This is a genomic window from Marinobacter vulgaris (assembly GCF_003344045.1).
Lineage (GTDB): Bacteria > Pseudomonadota > Gammaproteobacteria > Pseudomonadales > Oleiphilaceae > Marinobacter > Marinobacter vulgaris.
The window spans coordinates 242,552-259,795 of sequence record NZ_QFWX01000004.1 but is presented as its reverse complement, the minus strand read 5'-3'; the positions used below and the strand labels follow the sequence as shown (position 1 = coordinate 259,795).

Below are 17,244 nucleotides of genomic sequence, written 5' to 3'. Positions count from 1 at the left end.
TTTTGGGGCGCAGGAAACCACAACTCCGGCTCTACCAGATGAAAAGGAAGCTAGACAGGAAAACGTGTCGGTTTCAGGCTTTCCTTGATCTTTTTCAGATGGCCGAGGAAGTCTGCGCCGCGTTTCAGGGTGACCCCGGTGGCAAGGATATCGATCACGGTCAGGTGAATGATGCGCGACGACATGGGCATGTAGACTTCGGTATCTTCCGGCGCCGTGACCTCTATAACCACCGTGCAGGTTTCAGCAAGCGGTGAGCCAGGCATGGTGATTCCGATAACGGTGGCGCTGTTCGCCCTGGCCTGCTGCGCAATCTCTACGGTTTCGCGGGTGCGGCCGGTATAGGAGATAAGCACGATGACGTCGCCGGTGCTGCAGCCGGCGGCAACCATGCGTTGCATCAACGCATCGTCATAGGACATCACTGGAATGTTGAAGCGGAAGAACTTGTGCTGGGCGTCCATGGCCACGGGTGCAGATCCCCCCATGCCAAAGAAATTGATCTGCTTGGCCTGGATCAGGTAGTCGATAGCGGCGGACAGTGCCTTGGGATCGAGGGCCTGACGTGCCTTGTCCAGACTGGCAATGGTGCTGAGCATGATTTTGTCGGAAAATTCTGCCACCGTGTCATCAGGTTCAACGTTTTGCCCGATGTAGGGGGTGCCAGTGGCTATACTTTGGGCAAGTCGGATCTTGAAATCAGGGAAACCAGTGGCGGAAAACCCGCGGCAGAACCGGTTGACGGTAGGTTCGCTGACGTCAGCAGCTCTGGCCAAGGCTGCAATGCTGTAACGGGTCGCAGCGCTGGGGTCGCGAAGAATTGCCTCGGCAACCTTGCGCTCCGATTTGTTAAGCGTGTCCAGCCTCAGCTGGATATCTTCGAGCAGATTGTCGTCGCGTTGCGCCTGATTGGCAGCCATTAAGAATACTCCCTGATTTATCGGCTTTCTTGTCAGAATTCGCGCTGATTATAACGCGTTTTGTCGCAATTTGGTGTAGTAAAAATGTCAAAAAATTGGAATTATTCCTTGGATAATTCCGATTAAGGTGTCAGTATTTGCATAAAAATACTACATTTATGCTTCGATTCGTGCTGGCTGTGCAGTTGCGCACGAAAATATAGAGAGAAGGAAGCGATGGCTGACCCGATCAATACCCGCTGTGACCTGATGATGTTTGGCGCGCTGGGTGACCTGGCGCAACGCAAACTGTTTCCCGCGCTTTTCCAGCTGGAATCGGCCGGGCTGCTCCACGAGGGTAGCCGCATGCTTGCCATCGCCAGAAAAGATGCCGATGTCGGGGAGGTGCGCAAGATCCTTTTTGACAAGCTGAAAGAGCATGTTAAACAGGAAGAATTCGACGGTGACCTGGCAGAACAGTTCTTGCAGCGTGTCGATTATCAGTTTCTCGATTTTACCCACCCCGATGGCTATGAGGCTCTTAACGACTGGCGCAGCGCGGACTTCAGCAACCTGATCGTCTATATGGCGACGACGCCGTCCATGTACGGGGTTATCGCCCGTAATCTGCGAAGCAATGAGTGTTGCGATAGGGATACAAGGGTGGTCGTGGAAAAGCCTATTGGTCATGATCTGGAATCCTCCAAAGTCATCAATGATGAGCTGGGCGAGGTTTTTAACGAGGACCAGTTGTTCCGTATCGATCACTATCTGGGTAAGGAAACCGTCCAGAACCTGATTGCCTTGCGCTTCGCCAACAATCTGTTCGCGTCCCAGTGGGATCAGAATCATATCTCTCATGTTGAAATTTCTGTGGCGGAGAGCGTTGGTATCGAAGGTCGATGGGGCTATTTCGATAAGGCCGGCCAGGTTCGCGACATGGTCCAGAACCATCTGCTTCAGCTACTGTGTCTGATTGCCATGGACCCGCCCGCGGACCTTTCTGCCGACAGCATCCGTAACGAGAAGGTCAAAGTGCTGAAAGCGCTGCGCCGGATCACGCCGGATCTGATGGAAACCCACGTGGTGCGGGGTCAGTACACGGCAGGTACCAGTAACGGCAAGCCGGTGCCAGGTTATCTAGAAGAGGAGGGCGCCATAAAAGGTAGCAAGACCGAAACCTTTGTGGCATTGAAAGCCGAGATTGGTAACTGGCGCTGGTCCGGTGTGCCGTTCTATATTCGCACAGGCAAGCGTCTGCCGGAGAAGCTCTCCCAGATCATTATCCATTTCAAACCAGCACCACACTACATCTTTGATCCAGACCAGAAACACCTGGCCAACAACAAGCTGATCATCCGTTTACAGCCGGATGAAGGCATGTCGCTGCAGATTCTCACCAAGGACCAGGGTCTGGACAAGGGTATGCGCCTGCGCCAGGGGCCACTGGAACTGAGCTTCTCCGAAACCTTCGAAACGGATCGGATCCCTGACGCTTATGAACGTTTGCTCTGGGAGGTCATGAAAGGCAATCAGTACCTGTTTGTCCGCAGGGATGAAGTGGAGCACGCCTGGCAGTGGGTTGACCAGATTATTGGCAACTGGAAGGACAGTGGTCAGCCGCCGAAGCGTTACGCGGCTGGCACCTGGGGCCCGGTGGCCTCTATCGCTTTGATTACCCGGGACGGGAGGAGCTGGTATGAAGATGCATGACCTGAATCTGCCGGATGCAGTAAATGCACATTTTTTTGATACTCCTGACGATGCCGCCAAAGCGTTGGCAGATGCTGTCGCCCAACATATTGCCGAGCGGTTATTGATAGCGCCCCGGGCCAGCCTCGTGGTTTCCGGTGGCGCCACGCCTTTGCCATTCTTTGAAGCACTGCGGGAAAAACCGCTGGACTGGTCGAGGGTGGACATACTTCTGGCGGATGAGCGGTGGGTCCCGGAAAACCATGAGGCCAGTAATACTCGACTGGTTAAAGAAAACCTGCTTCAGGGGCCGGCGTCGGAGGCGAATTATCTGTCTCTCAAACAGCCCGGCGAAACACCTGCCGATGGCCTGGCAGCGGTGGAAGCAGCCCTCGCCGATCTTCATTTGCCGCTGGATGTGCTGATTCTGGGTATGGGCAACGACGGACATACCGCGTCCCTGTTCCCGGATGCGCCCGAGCTGGGTAAAGCTCTGGATACTGATGCGGCGGCGATTGTGTTGCCCATGACACCGCCTTCCCAGTCTGAGAAACGTATCACGCTGACGCTGAGGGCCCTGAGCCGTGCAGGCTTCACAGCGCTGCATCTGAAAGGCGATGACAAACTGGAAACGTTGCAGGCCGCCTGCAGTGATATCAGCCGGGTGAGGGAAATGCCTGTCCGCGCCTTTCTCAAGCCCGGGCTGCAGATTTTCTGGAGTGCCTGAGGGCTTCGGCCTTCCTGAACAGTTCCACCGGAGAAGCTTATGAGCCAATTGTCCGACTTTCACCGCGAACGGGTCCGATCCGTGCTGGAGGCATCGCCCCTCATTCCGGTGATCACCATCAATCACCCCGATCAGGCGTTGTCGTTGTGCCAGGCGCTTGTTGACGGCGGTATCCGTGTGCTGGAAATTACCCTGCGCACGCCCCATGGGATCAAAGCCATCGAGCAGGTGAGAAAAGCCATCCCGGAAGTCTGGGTGGGTGCCGGCACGGTAACCAGCATTGCCCAGTATCGCCAGGCCGAAGCAGCCGGCGCCCAGTTTGTGATAACCCCGGGCGTCACCGAAGCCATCCTGGAATTCGGCGTCACGTCGGAGGCACCGCTCTTGCCGGGCATCGCGACCGTTTCCGAGCTGATGGTTGGTTACAACCTTGGTTATCGCGAATTCAAGTTCTTCCCCGCCGAAGTTGCCGGTGGCATCCCGGCCCTGAAAGCCTTCTCCGGCCCCTTCCCGGACGTCACCTTTTGCCCGACCGGCGGTATTCGCCGCAACACGGCCAAAGACTATCTGGCCCTCGAGAATGTCAGGGCTGTCGGTGGTACTTGGTTAACCCCCGATGATGCCGTTGCCTCCGGCGACTGGGATCAGATTGCCGAGACTGTTCGCGGGAGTCTCCTGGATTTGTGAGCCCTGCCCGGCAGCCTCCAGACACCAAACCAGCAGGCTGAAAGGCAGTAAGCCTCCCGATTAACAGGAGGTCAGCGAATATCCGTCCCAACGCGAACAATCTTCATGGTGTTGGTGCCGCCCTGGGCATTGACGTAATCCCCCTTGGTAATCACCACCAGATCGCCCTCCTTGACGACGCCCATCTTCACCAGTTCAGCGACCGCTCGCGCGTTCGTCTGCTCATTCGGGATCGCTGCCGAATCAAACGGCACGGTCTGCACACCACGGAACATCGTCACCCGATGCTGGGTGGAATGATGGCGTGAGAAAGTAAAAATCGGCAGGCTCGATTTGATGCGGGACATCAGCAGGGGAGTGGCGCCGGTTTCAGACATACAGATGATCGACGTCACGCCTTCCAGATGATTGGCCGCATACATGGCAGACAGGGCAATGGCCTCGTCTACATGTTCCATGCTTTCGTGAATCCGGTGCTTTGACTGGTGCATCGAAGGCTGCTTCTCGGCACCGATGCAAATGCGCACCATTGCCTCCACGGCCTCTACCGGGTAGTCACCGACCGCCGTTTCCGCGGACAGCATGACCGCGTCGGTGTAGTCCATCACCGCATTGGCCACGTCAGACACCTCTGCCCGGGTGGGCATCGGGTTCTCGATCATGGATTCCATCATCTGAGTGGCGGTAATCACCACTGTGTTGAGCGCCCGCGCACGATTGATGATGTGTTTCTGTACACCCACCAATTCGGCATCGCCGATTTCCACCGCCAGGTCGCCCCGCGCCACCATCACAGCATCGGAAGCCTCAATGACTGCATCCAGAGCGGCGTTGTCGTGGGCCAGTTCTGCGCGCTCGATTTTGGCAACCAGGCGAGCTTCCGAGCCTGCCTCCTTCAGCAGGCGACGGGCAACGTGCATGTCCTCGGCGTTACGCACGAAAGATACGGCAACATAGTCTGCGCCCAGGCAGGCAGCGGTTTTAATGTCCTGTTTGTCCTTCTCTGTAAGCGCTTCGGCAGACAGGCCACCACCGCGTTTATTCAGGCCCTTGTTATTGGACAGGGGGCCGCCGATGAGAACCCGGGAGGAAATGCTGGTGTCAGCGACGGTTTCAACTTCCATTTCGATGCGGCCATCATCGAGTACCAGAATGTCACCTGGCTTGACGTCTTCGATCAGCTGCTCGTAATCAATGCCAACGCGCTCTTCGTTTCCGGCGTCCTTGTCCATGGCAGCGTCGAGAATGAACGACTGCCCGGCTTTGAGGGTGACCTTGTTTTCGGAAAAGCGGGCAATTCGCAGCTTTGGGCCCTGCAGGTCTGCCAGCAGGGCCACAAAGCGTCCATTGGCGACCGCACTTTCACGAACCCTGCGGGCGCGTTCCATGTGATCTTCCGCGCTGCCATGGGAAAAGTTCAGCCGGGTAACATCGACGCCGGCGGCAATAATGGCCGACAGTGATTCCGGCGAGTCGGTGGCGGGGCCGAGGGTGGCAACGATCTTGGTACGCCTTAGCATGGTTCTAGTTTCCTTTTGTTTTCCAGTAATCTTTCCGGTGGCTGCCGATGACGTTACGGCAAGCGGCCAGTGTTACTGGTCCGCCTTCTTCATCAGTACAACAGCATTATCGAGCATCCGGTTCGAGAAGCCCCATTCATTATCGTACCAGGCCATGACTTTTGCATGACGGTCAATGGCCCGGGTGTGATTTGCGTCAAAAATGCTGGACAGGGCATTGTGGTTAAAATCGATGCTGACCAGCTTTTCCGCGTTATAGCCCAGCACCGGGTTGCTTTCCGCGGCGGCCCTGACGGTTTCATTAATTTCTTCTACCGTGGTATCGCGGCTGGCAATAAAGCTGAAATCCACCAGCGACACGTTGATAGTAGGAACTCGCACGGCGAGCCCGTCAAGCTTTCCGGCCAGTTCCGGGATCACCTTGCCAATGGCGGCGGCCGCGCCGGTTTTGGTGGGAATCATGGATTGGGTAGCCGAGCGCGCGCGATAGAGGTCGGTATGATAAACGTCGCTGAGCTTCTGGTCGTTGGTGTAGGAGTGGATGGTCGTCATCAGCCCGCTCTCGATGCCAATCCTGTTATGCAGAGCTTCAACCACCGGTGCCAGGCAGTTGGTGGTGCAGGAAGCGTTGGAGATGATGTCATGTTCTGCAGTCAATACATGGTCGTTGACGCCATAAACAACCATGGCGTCTGCATCGGGCGATGGTGCTGAAATGATGACCTTGCGAGCTCCCGCGCGGAGGTGGCCTTCGGCTTTCCTGCGGGAGGTGAACAGGCCGGTGCACTCGAACACCACATCCACGTGATAGTCTTTCCAGGGCAGCTCTTCCGGATTGCGGATGGCGGTAATAGCGATGCGGTCACCGTTGACAGAGAGAGACTCGGAATCGTGGTTTACAATACCACTGAAGCGGCCATGGACGCTGTCGTACTTTAGCAGGTGGGCGTTGGTTTCGGCATCGCCCAGATCGTTGATGGCAACAACCTGCATCTGGTTGCGGTAGTCATTTTCATAAAGTGCACGGAGAACATTGCGGCCAATGCGTCCGAAGCCGTTAATTGCGATGCGGATAGTCATGGTTGGCTCCAAATCTGGTTGTTTATTGTTCGTATTTGTTGGTGATGTAGTAAATATAACAACAAATGTTGGAAAACTGAATGGTAATCGGGTGAATTCGGCAAAAAAAGACAGTAAAATTACGTTAATTAAAGAGGCAATTGAATAACGACATTTCAGGAGACCCACTATGCACCCGACTGTTGACGCGGTGACCCGGCGTATTATCGAGCGCAGTCACGCTACCCGGCAGGACTACCTGGGCCGGATGGAAGAACTTAAAGCGCAATCGCCACAGCGTGGCACGCTTTCCTGCGGCAATCTGGCCCACGGTTTTGCGGCCTGTAACCAGTCTGATAAAGACAGGTTAAAGCTCATGAACAAAGCCAATGTCGCCATCGTCTCCGCCTACAACGACATGTTGTCCGCCCATCAGCCTTACAGGGACTTTCCGGATGTGATTCGCGAAGCGGCCCACGGCATGGGTTCGGTCGCTCAGTTTGCCGGCGGCACGCCCGCGATGTGTGACGGCGTGACACAAGGGCAGCCGGGTATGGAGCTCAGTCTCTTCTCCCGCGACACCATCGCCATGAGCACCTCGGTTGCCCTCAGTCACAACATGTTTGACGCCACCCTGTTGCTGGGAATCTGTGACAAGATCGTGCCCGGCCTGTTGATTGGCTCCCTCAGTTTTGGCTACCTGCCAACCATACTGGTGCCGGCGGGTCCGATGCCTTCCGGGCTGCCCAACAAGGAGAAGCAGCGTATTCGCCAACTGTATGCCGAAGGCAAGATCGGCAAGGACGAGTTGCTCGAGGCAGAGTCCAGGTCCTATCACAGTCCCGGTACCTGCACTTTCTATGGCACCGCCAACAGCAACCAGCTTCTGGTAGAGGTAATGGGGCTGCACCTGCCCGGCGCGGCGTTCGTAAATCCCGGTACACCGTTGCGGGATGAATTGACCCGTGCGGCCACCGAACAGGTCATCCGTCTCTCAAAGCCCCATGGCGGCAAGTTCGGCCTGGGCGACATGATTGACGAGAAAAGCATTGTAAATGCCCTGGTTGCGCTGCTGGTCACCGGCGGCTCGACGAACCACACCATTCACTGGATCGCCATTGCGCGGGCTGCCGGTATCATCATTGACTGGGATGACTATTCCGAGCTTTCCTCAGTGGTGCCTTCCATGACCCGCATCTACCCGAACGGCCAGGAAGATATAAACGCCTTCCACGAGGCCGGCGGTACGCCATTCCTGATCCGGGAGCTGCTGGATGCCGGCTTCCTTCATGATGATGTGGAGACAGTAATGGGCCACGGGCTGAAGCAGTACGCCCGCATGCCCGAGATGGAGGGCGACACGTTGGTCTGGAAACCTGCGCTACAGAAGAGTGCCAAACCCGATGTGCTGAGCACGGCGAAAGAGCCCTTCGCGCCGGATGGAGGGCTCCGTGTTCTGGATGGCGAACTGGGCCGAGGCGTTATCAAGGTGTCGGCAGTTGCGAAAGAGCACCGTATCGTCAAGGCGCCGGCGGTGGTCTTTAACGATCAGAACGAGCTCAAAGCCGCGTTCGAGGCCGGTGATCTGGACAAAGACTGTGTTGTCGTTGTCCGTTTCCAGGGCCCGAAAGCCAATGGCATGCCCGAGCTTCACAAGCTTACTCCCTATCTTGGCGTGCTTCAGGATCGGGGTTACAGGGTAGCTCTGGTCACGGATGGGCGTATGTCGGGCGCGTCCGGTAAAGTGCCGGCGGCTATTCACGTGTACCCCGAAGCCGCAAATGGTGGCCCTCTTTCGCGGGTACACGCTGGCGATGTCATTACCCTGGACGCGGTGGCCGGTAAGCTGGAGGTAGATGTGCCTGCAGATGAATTTGCGGCGCGGCAACCGGAAAAGGCAGATCTGAGCAGTTATCATCATGGGCTGGGCCGGGAGTTGTTTGGCTGGATGCGTAAAGCCGCCAGCACCCCTGAAAAAGGCGCCAGCTTTTTCTGGAACCATGACGCATGACAACAGATCGCTACTCGCTGGTGGGAGATATCGGGGGCACCAACGCCCGGTTTGCGCTGGTGCGTTCTGGCAAGATAGTGCCAGAGGCTGTTGAGATACTGGCATGCAGCCAGTATGACAATCTTGATTCCGCGATCGTCGATTACCTGCAGCGCGCGGGAATTGGGGGAGTGCAGGATGTCTGTCTGGCGGTGGCTTCGCCGGTGTCTGGCACACGGGTGAGAATGACCAACAACCACTGGCATTTTGACAGTGAAGAGGTGCGCCGGCAGTTCGGTTGGGGGGCATTCAAGGTTATCAATGATTTCACGGCGATGGCTCTCGGGGTTCCCCATGTCGCCGCCGAAAATCTGGTACACGTTTGCGGCGGCCCGGGAGATGCCCGACGGCCGCGGCTGGTGATCGGGCCCGGAACCGGGCTGGGGGTTTCCGGGCTGGTGCCGTTAAAGAATGGCTGGATTCCCCTGACGACAGAGGGGGGGCACGTGGATTTTGCACCGACGGACGACACAGAGATGGCCGTTCTGCGGATTCTCAAAGCCCGCTTTGGCAGGGTATCGGTGGAGCGAATTCTCTGTGGCCAGGGTCTGCTGAACCTGTATCAGGCCCACGCCGAGATACAGCACGTAGCAGCGCCGCTGGACGCGCCGGAGAAAATCACCGCTGCTGCGCTCGACAATTCCGACGCGCTTGCGCGGCAGACCCTCCGGCATTTCTGTGAAATTCTCGGGCGTGTTGCAGGGAACGGGGTGTTAACTCTGGGGGGCACCGGCGGTGTCTATCTGTGTGGCGGCATTCTCCCCCGACTTATCGACTTTTTCCTGAAGAGTTCATTTCAGAGAGGCTTCGAGGACAAGGGGCGTATGCGACCCCTGCTGGAATCAACACCGGTGTATGTGGTGATGGAAAGCTACACCGGCCTTTTAGGTGCAGCTGAGGCGCTGACCAATCCTGAAGTCTAGCAAACAGGCCCTGTCGCGAATCCTCATGGGACCTGTGACCGTCATGGTCACAGGTAATGAACCAGGTCGTCCTTGTCAAAGCGGTACTGGCGGTTGTACACCCCTTTCTCAGAGCGTTTTCCTGCCGCCAGTATCATGGTTACCTGCCCTTTTTTAAGAAGCTTCAGCAGGCGTCGCACCCGGCATTCATCGAAGCCTTCCATGGGGCAGGAGTCGTAGCCGTGCGCCCTTAATGCCAGCATCAGATTCTCCGCAGCCAGAGCAGTGGACTTGGTCGCCCAGATTTTCATCTCGTTTGGAGAGTAGGGCCCCCTGGGGACCGGTCGTGTCAGGCCCACAAACAGTCCCGCGGCTTTCTTGGCGGCACCGAACAGACCGAAAGGCCCCTGGTTGTAATGGATAGGGACAATTTTCGAATAATATTTCTCCACAATCCCCGGAAGCTTTTCTTCCGGCCATTGCTCCAGTGCCATACGCGAGTGTTTACGCCAGGTATCTGTCCGGGCGACGACAGCAATCAGCACCGGCGCGGTTTTCGCAGCATTCTGGCCAAGGCAGGCTTCGGCAAGCTTTGCTTTCAGATCCGGGGTCCTGACCACATAAAACTCCCAGGGTTGCAGATTGCTGGAGTTGGGAGCCAGCATGGCCAACTCAAGGCAGTCGTCCAGGACATGGTCCGGTACCGGCTCCTCAGTGAACCGGCGGACTGAGCGGCGGCTGCAGACCACTTTGCGGAATTCGTCCAGGGTCAGATTCGGGGCAATCCCTGACTTGGCATTCATGAAGGGCAGTCCTTGTTGTTGGGAATCGTGGCTGTGAGCGTTTGCCGGGTTCGAAGCGGCTGATTGTGACTGATAGAAACAGGCTTTAAGGTTACGGCAGCCCGCTGTTTATGCAATGGCTTTTCCATCAGGAGTGGTTGGCACAAATGACCAGTATCGATTCCCGCTTGCCGTTTGAGGCACTGGTGGCGAAAGTGCGCCAGTGCCGAATTTGCGAATCGCAGCTTCCGCTGGAACCGCGGCCCGTGATCCAGATTTCCCGGGCCTCCCGCATTCTTGTGGTGGGGCAGGCGCCGGGACGTCGCGTTCATGAAACCGGCCTGCCATTCAATGATCCCAGTGGTGATCGGCTGAGAGACTGGATGGGCATTACCCGGGGTACCTTCTACGACGAAGAGCAGCTTGCGATCCTGCCCATGGGATTCTGCTATCCCGGAACCGGGAAATCCGGTGACCTGCCACCGCGACCGGAATGCGCGCCGGCCTGGCGCGAGCTGTTACTTGAGCGGCTGGAGCATATCGAGCTGACACTGGCGATAGGTCAGTATGCCCACGCCTGGCACCTGCCGGGCAAAAAACTACCGGTTACCGAAAGGGTCAGGCGCTGGCGGGAGCTGTGGCCTGACATCCTGCCTTTGCCGCATCCGAGCCCGCGAAACAACCTGTGGTTACGCCGCAATCCCTGGTTTGAGGAAGAAGTTATTCCTCAGTTGCGAAAACGAGTCGCGGATATTCTTGCGCAATGAGCTGAATGTTCGCAATCTGGTTCGTCTACGAAAATTCTTGATTTTTCCGATAATTCTATTAAAGGATTTAAAAACAATAATATATAGGTTTTCTGTCAAAACAATTGCAAATTTTCTGTAACATTATCGAAAAAAATATGTTCTAAAACTTTCCATTTTTTCTTTTCCACGCTAACTTTGTTTTGTCTCGAAAACAAAAAGCGGTATTCGGCCGTTAAAAATGTTCGGGATAACAGTGTCCATCCAGCCGAAGGAGCTTTTTAACGCATTGAAATAAAGCGCAATTCATCTGCCAGCGAATGACAGAAAAGATGGGCCGAAAATCTCAAACAATAATAGGAAGCTATCATGATCGAAAACAAAAAATGTTCGAACATCAAATCGTTCAAGCTGTCTGCGTTAGCCACCAGTGTCGCAGTAGTTGTCGGGGCCTTCTCTGCACCGGTTTCTGCCGCAGCAACTTTTGAATCCGATAATGGCTGGAAGGCAGGATTCAACGGTCATATTCCGATCTTCGCTGTGCTTAGCGACTTCGATGATCCCCGGGACGAAGATTCGTTCAATATTACCACCGGTTTTAACCCGGCTACCTTGCAGACCAATATCCATGCCCCTACTCAGAATGGTCTTGAGGTGTCTGGTCATTTTCAGATGAACGCCGATATTGCACCCGGCGATGCGGATGCAAACTTCCGTAGTCGCGTTTCCGAGATCGCAGTTGCAGGGAACTTCGGTACCGTTAACATTGGCAAGGGCTTCGGTATTTTCGGTACTCCTGGCATTGGTGATAACGGTAGCGCTCTGGGTGTTGGTCTGATCACGGGTCCAGATGAAGCTGCGGCTACGGCCGGCCGTATAGGTAATGGCTATTTTTACGCCAACTTCACGCCACGCGTGATGTACAGCTCCAACAATTTGGGTGGTCTGCAGTTTAAGGTAGGTCTTTTCAGTCCATCCAAGGTTGATGATGATAATGATGATGTCGAGTACTCCATTCCCCGTATCGAAGGCAACGTTGTTTACTCAGCAGATATGTTTTCTCTATGGTCAAGCGCTTTTACCCAAGACGTGGATTCCAAAGCAGGTACATTCGACGATTACACCATGTCTGGCATCGATTTTGGTGGCTCGATAGCGGTTGGTGATCTGAATGTGCGTGGCAACTACTCCATGACCTCAGGCACAGGTAATAGTGTTTTCGCTGCTCGGCTCGATCCAAACGAAGAGGATGCCGACCAATGGTATGTTGAGGCAACTTACGACATCAACCGATTCACAGTAGGGGCGAGTTACGGAGAGGGTTCTGATGATATTGGTGTGAGAGATGGAGCGGATACTCTTGTTAGAGATGAAAAAGAAACCGATTTAACAATGGTGTTTGCAAGATACAGGGCCACTGATGCACTGACACTGATGGCTGAAGTGCAGGATTACTCAACAAACGACGTTCAGAGCAGTGATTACAGCGCCTTTATTATCGGCTCTCAATTTACCTTTTGAAGAAAATGACCACTGTGTAGCCCATGATCGGGTTATAAAAGAACCAGATGTCGAAAGACATCTGGTTCTTTTGGGTTATCGTGACAAGATTTTTATTTAGTTTTAGCCAGAAAAAAACTCCGGGCGGTAAACCGGCCGGAGCAAATGCCTGAGAGAGTGATTCAGGCGCTGTGGTGGAGAGCAACAGTCTGCGGTTGCGGGGCTGCCTGAGCGGACAGGTATCTGTCCAGCTCGCGGACATCGTCTTCAGTGGCGTAAAGCCCCTGCTTGGTGCGACGCCAGAGAATGTCCTCTGACGTCATCGCCCATTCGTGTTTGATCAGGTAATCCACTTCCCTCTCATAAAGCGTTCCCGCGAAGCGGTGACCGAGATCCTGAACGGATTTTGCGTCGCTCAGAAAGTCGTAGGCTTTGGTTCCGTAAGTGCGCACATAACGGCTTGAGACTGCCTCTGGAAGCCAGGGATAATCCTCTGATAAGCGAGCCTCGAGGGTGTCATGGTTTTCAAAGTCGCCGCCCGGCAGAATGCCGGTTTTGGTCCACGGCCCCTTGGCATGGGGGAAGAACTGGGACAGTTTGTCGGTGGCGGCTTCCGCCAGCTTGCGATAAGTCGTGATCTTGCCGCCAAACACCGAAATAACCGGGGCCTTGCCTTTCTCCTTGCTGACTTCAAAGGAGTAATCGCGGGAGGCTTTCTTGGCGTCGCCTTCTTCGTCATCCATCAGTGGGCGAACACCGGAATAGGACCAGACCACGTCGCTTGCCGAAAGCTGGCGCTTGAAGTGGGCGTTGACGATGTCCAGCAGATACTCGGTCTCTTCCGGTGAAATCTTTGCTTTCTTGGGGTCACCTTCGTAATCCACATCGGTGGTGCCGACCAAGGAGAATTCATCCTCGTAAGGGATCACGAAAACAATACGCTCGTCCTCGTTCTGGAGGATGTAAGCTTCGGTCTCGCGGTTCAGTCGGGGAACGACGATATGGCTGCCCTTGACCATGCGAATGTTTTTGGGCGCCTTCATGGCAAGACTTTCGCTGAACAGCCGGCTTACCCATGGCCCTGAAGCGTTAACAATCACCTTTGCGGACACGTGGTGGATGCTGTCATCGTTCATGTCCTGGAGCGATACATTCCACGAGTTCTCGCCACGCTCGGCATTAACGCATTTGGTCTTGGTGAGAATAGTGGCGCCGCACTCCTGCGCTTTCTTGGCTGTGAGTACCACCAGACGGGCATCGTCCACCCAGCCATCAGAGTATTCAAAGCCCTTGGTAATATCCGATTTGAGGGGATCTTTTTCATCGAACCTGATTGATCGCGAACCGGGCAGCACTTCGCGCTTGGCCAGATGGTCATAAAGGAATAACCCCATCCTGATCATCCAAGCGGGTCGAAGGTGAGGGCGGTGGGGCAGACGAAATCGCATGGGCCACATGATATGGGGGGAATTCCGCAGCAGCGACTCCCTCTCTGCCAGCGCTTCCCGCACCAGGCGGAACTCGTAATGCTCCAGGTATCGTAATCCACCATGGATCAGCTTGCTGCTGCTTGACGACGTCGCGGAGGCGAGGTCATTCATTTCGCACAGCAACACCTTGAGGCCCCGTCCAGCCGCATCCATCGCAATGCCCGTCCCGTTTACGCCGCCACCTACGACGACAACGTCAAATTTGTTGTTCTCCTCGGTCATCTTGTGTCATCTCCTGACGCCAGTGAAAGGACGCTTCCGGGCGCTCTTTCCGGTTTTGCAGATACGCATTCCTATATTATGCGAAAGCAAGATATATTCGTAAAGGAAAATACAGAAAAAAAACGAAAAAGTGTGCGCGGATAAATAGCGGGCCAGTCAGGCCCGGGCCGGCAAGCCAGTCGCGTGATCAGCAGGAGGAAGTCAGACCAGGTGCAGTTCCACGTTGTTCTCACGGAGCAGCTGGCGGATCTCCAGGGGAGGCGCCTCGTCAGTAAATACGTGGTCAGCCTGGGAAATGCTGCCAAGGCGCACCATGGCATTGCGGCCGAACTTGGAGTGGTCTGCCGCCAGCAGGACCTGGCCAGAATTTTCGATAATGGCCTGGGCAACCCGGACTTCGCGGTAGTCAAAATCAAGCAGTGAGCCATCGGTATGAATGCCACTGATACCAATAATCCCGAAATCCATCTTGAACTGGTTGATAAAGTCCCGGGTTGCCTCACCGACAATGCCGCCATCGCGGTTGCGGACTTCACCGCCGGCAATAATGATATGAAAGTCTTCCTTGGCGGAGAGAATCGAGGCTACGTGAAGATTGTTGGTGACTACCTGCAGGTTGTTTTTTTCCAGCAGTGCCTTGGCGATGGTCTCCGTTGTGGTTCCGATATTGATGAACATCGAGGAATTGTCCGGAATCATCTCCACCAGGGCTTCAGCGATACGCTCTTTCGCCTCCAGATCCATGATTTTGCGGGCCTGGTAAGCGGTATTCACCGTGCTGGAATCGATACCCGCACCACCGTGATGGCGGCGGAGTTTTTTCTGGCTGGCCAGCTCGTTCAGGTCCCGGCGGATGGTTTGAGGAGTGACCTTGAACTGGTCCACCAGCTGCTCTGTGGTCACAAAGCCGTTTTGCTGGATCAGTTCCATGATCAAGTCCTGCCTGCGTCGCTGTGCCATTCAATTGCCTCCGGAGCCCACGGTTTTTCAGTTACGAACGGAATCGCCTTGCTGTTCCCGAGTTCATTTTAGAGTGTTTTTTCTCTTTATGCAGCCTTTTTAGGGAGTTGTGGCGCTCGTTCCTTTTCTTGCCGGTAAAAAGGGTTGGCTTTTGTTTTCAAAAAAGTAAAAATACGAAAAAATAAGAACACCAGAGGCAAACCATCATGACCCAGTACATTCTGTCGATCGACCAGGGAACCACCAGTTCCCGTGCCATTCTTTTCAACCTGGATGGCAGCATCCACGCCACCAGCCAGCAGGAGCTTACTCAGCACTTTCCAGCCAGCGGCTGGGTCGAGCACGAGCCCGAGGATATTTGGCGCACAGTGCGGGAAACCTGTGACGAAGTCATGGAGAAGGGGTGCGGCGAAAACGACGAGGTGGTGGCGGTTGGAATAACCAACCAGAGAGAAACGACCGTGCTCTGGGACAGGGCCACCGGCGAGGCCGTGTATCCGGCCATCGTCTGGCAGGATCGCCGAACCGCGGAGTGGTGCAAAGTTCTGAAAAAACAGAGCCTGGAGCCGTCAGTCAATAACAAGACGGGGCTGTTGATAGACCCCTATTTTTCAGCCACAAAGATTCGCTGGATTCTCGATCATGTGCCAGGTGCCAGACAGCGGGCTGAGGCCGGTGAACTGGCGTTCGGCACCATTGACAGTTTTCTGCTCTGGCGACTTACCGGCGGCAGGGAGCATCGTACTGATGCCACCAACGCCAGCCGCACCATGCTGTTCAATATTCATAAGCAGGAGTGGGATCAGGAGCTGCTGGATCTTTTCGGTATTCCGGAGTCCCTGTTGCCCGAGGTTATGGATTCTGCAGCGGACTTTGGCGAGATCGTCGGCAACGGTCGTCTTGATGGTGCCTTTGTCATGGGGATGGCTGGTGACCAGCAGGCTGCGTTATTCGGGCAGACCTGCTTTGAAACCGGTATGGCAAAAAGCACATACGGAACCGGTTGCTTTCTGATGCTGAATACCGGCGATCAGGCCCTGACCTCGGAGCACCGGTTGCTGACCACCATCGCCTACCGTCTCAATGGCAAACCGGTTTACGCGTTGGAGGGCAGTATTTTCATCGCTGGCGCTGCCGTTCAATGGTTGCGGGATGGTCTGCAGCTGATCAGGAGTGCCTGTGAATCCGAGCCTCTGGCAGAAGGCACGCCGGTCGATCATGGCGTATACCTGGTGCCGGCATTTACCGGACTTGGCGCACCCTACTGGGACCCCAATGCCCGCGGCGCAATTTTCGGACTGACCCGGGATACCGGCATCAAAGAGATTGTCACGGCGGGGCTGCAATCGGTGTGTTACCAGACCAAGGACCTCCAGCGTGCCATGCAGAAGGACGGCTTGCGACCTATTGCGCTGCGGGTCGATGGCGGCATGGTGGCCAATAACTGGGTGTTACAGTTTCTGGCCGATGTTCTTGGTGCCACCGTAGATCGCCCCAGAATGGTGGAAACCACTGCCCTGGGTGCGGCATACCTGGCAGGACTTCAGGCCGGGGTATACAAGTCCCTCGAGGCGCTTCAGGACGCCTGGCAGTGTGACCGACGGTTTGAGCCGCAAATGTCCAAAGAGAAAAGAGACACGCTTTACGCCGGCTGGTGTTCTGCGGTGTCAAAGCTGCAGAGCAGTCCTGAGAATCCCACGTAATCCCCGGACAGATCAGGCCCAGAGGCCTCTTGTGATGCGCGTTACCTTGATAAGTCGCGAAAACCAGACGATTCTCAAAGCCATGTGGCAGCTGTTCAGCTACGGGCATTCGGTAGTCGCCGAGTTTTTACAGGGTGTTCATCCTCGAGGAACTGACATGTTATCGAAAAATGTTTTTTCGAACACTTGGAGCATTATTGCTTTAATGAGGCGCCTATAATGTTCGTTTTCCGAAAAACGCAATCAGGTGGTTAAAAAATTATGTTTCAAGCTACTGAAAAAAATAGATAATTAAAAATTTCTTG

Annotated in this window: 14 protein-coding genes; 8 read left to right on the top strand and 6 right to left on the bottom strand. The window is 55.2% G+C overall.

Annotated elements, in window-relative coordinates; all coding sequences use genetic code 11:
• Positions 1-50: 50 nt before the first annotated feature.
• Positions 51-920, bottom strand: coding sequence for a MurR/RpiR family transcriptional regulator (locus DIT71_RS10300; protein WP_114613132.1), 870 nt, complete (start codon positions 918-920; stop codon positions 51-53).
• Positions 921-1,136: 216 nt separating this feature from the next.
• Between DIT71_RS10300 and zwf the strand changes: the two genes are divergently transcribed.
• From zwf to DIT71_RS10285, 3 genes are read left to right on the top strand one after another with little or no spacing between them, the layout of a single operon-like run.
• Positions 1,137-2,612: a glucose-6-phosphate dehydrogenase gene (gene zwf, locus DIT71_RS10295; protein ID WP_114613131.1), complete on the top strand. Its 1,476-nt coding sequence runs from the start codon at positions 1,137-1,139 to the stop codon at positions 2,610-2,612.
• Positions 2,599-3,318, top strand: a complete 720-nt coding sequence (gene pgl / locus DIT71_RS10290) for a 6-phosphogluconolactonase (RefSeq protein ID WP_227538056.1) — start codon at positions 2,599-2,601, stop codon at positions 3,316-3,318. The genes zwf and pgl overlap by 14 nt, the downstream gene beginning before the upstream one ends.
• A gap of 39 nt (positions 3,319-3,357) precedes the next feature.
• Positions 3,358-4,005 (top strand): bifunctional 4-hydroxy-2-oxoglutarate aldolase/2-dehydro-3-deoxy-phosphogluconate aldolase, encoded by a 648-nt coding sequence (locus DIT71_RS10285; protein WP_114613130.1) that lies wholly within the window; start codon positions 3,358-3,360, stop codon positions 4,003-4,005.
• Between the two features lie 71 nt (positions 4,006-4,076).
• Here DIT71_RS10285 and pyk read toward each other — a convergent pair whose 3' ends face one another.
• Both pyk and gap read right to left on the bottom strand, forming a co-directional pair.
• A complete protein-coding gene (gene pyk / locus DIT71_RS10280; protein ID WP_114613129.1) occupies positions 4,077-5,525 on the bottom strand; it encodes a pyruvate kinase in 1,449 nt (482 codons plus the stop codon).
• A gap of 72 nt (positions 5,526-5,597) precedes the next feature.
• The gene (gene gap, locus DIT71_RS10275) at positions 5,598-6,605 is read right to left on the bottom strand and encodes a type I glyceraldehyde-3-phosphate dehydrogenase (RefSeq protein WP_114613128.1); all 1,008 of its coding nucleotides are present in this window, start codon (positions 6,603-6,605) and stop codon (positions 5,598-5,600) included.
• A 169-nt stretch (positions 6,606-6,774) separates the two neighbouring features.
• Here gap and edd point away from each other — a divergent pair, with 169 nt between their 5' ends.
• On the top strand, positions 6,775-8,595 hold the full coding sequence (gene edd, locus DIT71_RS10270; protein WP_114613127.1) for a phosphogluconate dehydratase: 1,821 nt from the start codon (positions 6,775-6,777) through the stop codon (positions 8,593-8,595).
• Positions 8,592-9,557: a glucokinase gene (locus DIT71_RS10265; RefSeq protein WP_114613126.1), complete on the top strand. Its 966-nt coding sequence runs from the start codon at positions 8,592-8,594 to the stop codon at positions 9,555-9,557. Before edd ends, DIT71_RS10265 begins: the two co-directional genes overlap by 4 nt.
• 47 nt (positions 9,558-9,604) lie before the next feature.
• Here the strand turns inward: DIT71_RS10265 and DIT71_RS10260 are convergent, their stop codons facing one another.
• Positions 9,605-10,339, bottom strand: coding sequence for a nitroreductase family protein (locus DIT71_RS10260; RefSeq protein ID WP_114613125.1), 735 nt, complete (start codon positions 10,337-10,339; stop codon positions 9,605-9,607).
• Positions 10,340-10,485: 146 nt separating this feature from the next.
• On the opposite strand from DIT71_RS10260, the gene DIT71_RS10255 reads away from it, so the two are divergent.
• Both DIT71_RS10255 and DIT71_RS10250 read left to right on the top strand, forming a co-directional pair.
• A complete protein-coding gene (locus DIT71_RS10255) occupies positions 10,486-11,085 on the top strand; it encodes a uracil-DNA glycosylase family protein (protein WP_114613124.1) in 600 nt (199 codons plus the stop codon).
• 348 nt (positions 11,086-11,433) lie between these two features.
• On the top strand, positions 11,434-12,585 hold the full coding sequence (locus DIT71_RS10250) for a porin (RefSeq protein ID WP_114613123.1): 1,152 nt from the start codon (positions 11,434-11,436) through the stop codon (positions 12,583-12,585).
• Positions 12,586-12,746: 161 nt separating this feature from the next.
• On the opposite strand, the gene glpD is transcribed toward DIT71_RS10250, so the two are convergent.
• Positions 12,747-14,276, bottom strand: coding sequence for a glycerol-3-phosphate dehydrogenase (glpD, locus tag DIT71_RS10245; RefSeq protein ID WP_114613122.1), 1,530 nt, complete (start codon positions 14,274-14,276; stop codon positions 12,747-12,749).
• Positions 14,277-14,477: 201 nt separating this feature from the next.
• Positions 14,478-15,236: a DeoR/GlpR family transcriptional regulator gene (locus DIT71_RS10240; protein WP_114613121.1), complete on the bottom strand. Its 759-nt coding sequence runs from the start codon at positions 15,234-15,236 to the stop codon at positions 14,478-14,480.
• 206 nt (positions 15,237-15,442) lie between these two features.
• Here DIT71_RS10240 and glpK point away from each other — a divergent pair, with 206 nt between their 5' ends.
• Entirely contained in the window at positions 15,443-16,939 is a 1,497-nt protein-coding gene (gene glpK, locus DIT71_RS10235; protein WP_114613120.1) for a glycerol kinase GlpK, read from the top strand.
• Positions 16,940-17,244 lie beyond the last annotated feature (305 nt).

Coding starts and splice junctions, on each gene's coding strand:
- DIT71_RS10300 (WP_114613132.1), bottom strand. CDS start 920: ATGGCTGCCAATCAGGCGCAACGCGACGACAATCTGCTCGAAGATATC.
- zwf (WP_114613131.1), top strand. CDS start 1,137: ATGGCTGACCCGATCAATACCCGCTGTGACCTGATGATGTTTGGCGCG.
- pgl (WP_227538056.1), top strand. CDS start 2,599: ATGAAGATGCATGACCTGAATCTGCCGGATGCAGTAAATGCACATTTT.
- DIT71_RS10285 (WP_114613130.1), top strand. CDS start 3,358: ATGAGCCAATTGTCCGACTTTCACCGCGAACGGGTCCGATCCGTGCTG.
- pyk (WP_114613129.1), bottom strand. CDS start 5,525: ATGCTAAGGCGTACCAAGATCGTTGCCACCCTCGGCCCCGCCACCGAC.
- gap (WP_114613128.1), bottom strand. CDS start 6,605: ATGACTATCCGCATCGCAATTAACGGCTTCGGACGCATTGGCCGCAAT.
- edd (WP_114613127.1), top strand. CDS start 6,775: ATGCACCCGACTGTTGACGCGGTGACCCGGCGTATTATCGAGCGCAGT.
- DIT71_RS10265 (WP_114613126.1), top strand. CDS start 8,592: ATGACAACAGATCGCTACTCGCTGGTGGGAGATATCGGGGGCACCAAC.
- DIT71_RS10260 (WP_114613125.1), bottom strand. CDS start 10,339: ATGAATGCCAAGTCAGGGATTGCCCCGAATCTGACCCTGGACGAATTC.
- DIT71_RS10255 (WP_114613124.1), top strand. CDS start 10,486: ATGACCAGTATCGATTCCCGCTTGCCGTTTGAGGCACTGGTGGCGAAA.
- DIT71_RS10250 (WP_114613123.1), top strand. CDS start 11,434: ATGATCGAAAACAAAAAATGTTCGAACATCAAATCGTTCAAGCTGTCT.
- glpD (WP_114613122.1), bottom strand. CDS start 14,276: ATGACCGAGGAGAACAACAAATTTGACGTTGTCGTCGTAGGTGGCGGC.
- DIT71_RS10240 (WP_114613121.1), bottom strand. CDS start 15,236: ATGGCACAGCGACGCAGGCAGGACTTGATCATGGAACTGATCCAGCAA.
- glpK (WP_114613120.1), top strand. CDS start 15,443: ATGACCCAGTACATTCTGTCGATCGACCAGGGAACCACCAGTTCCCGT.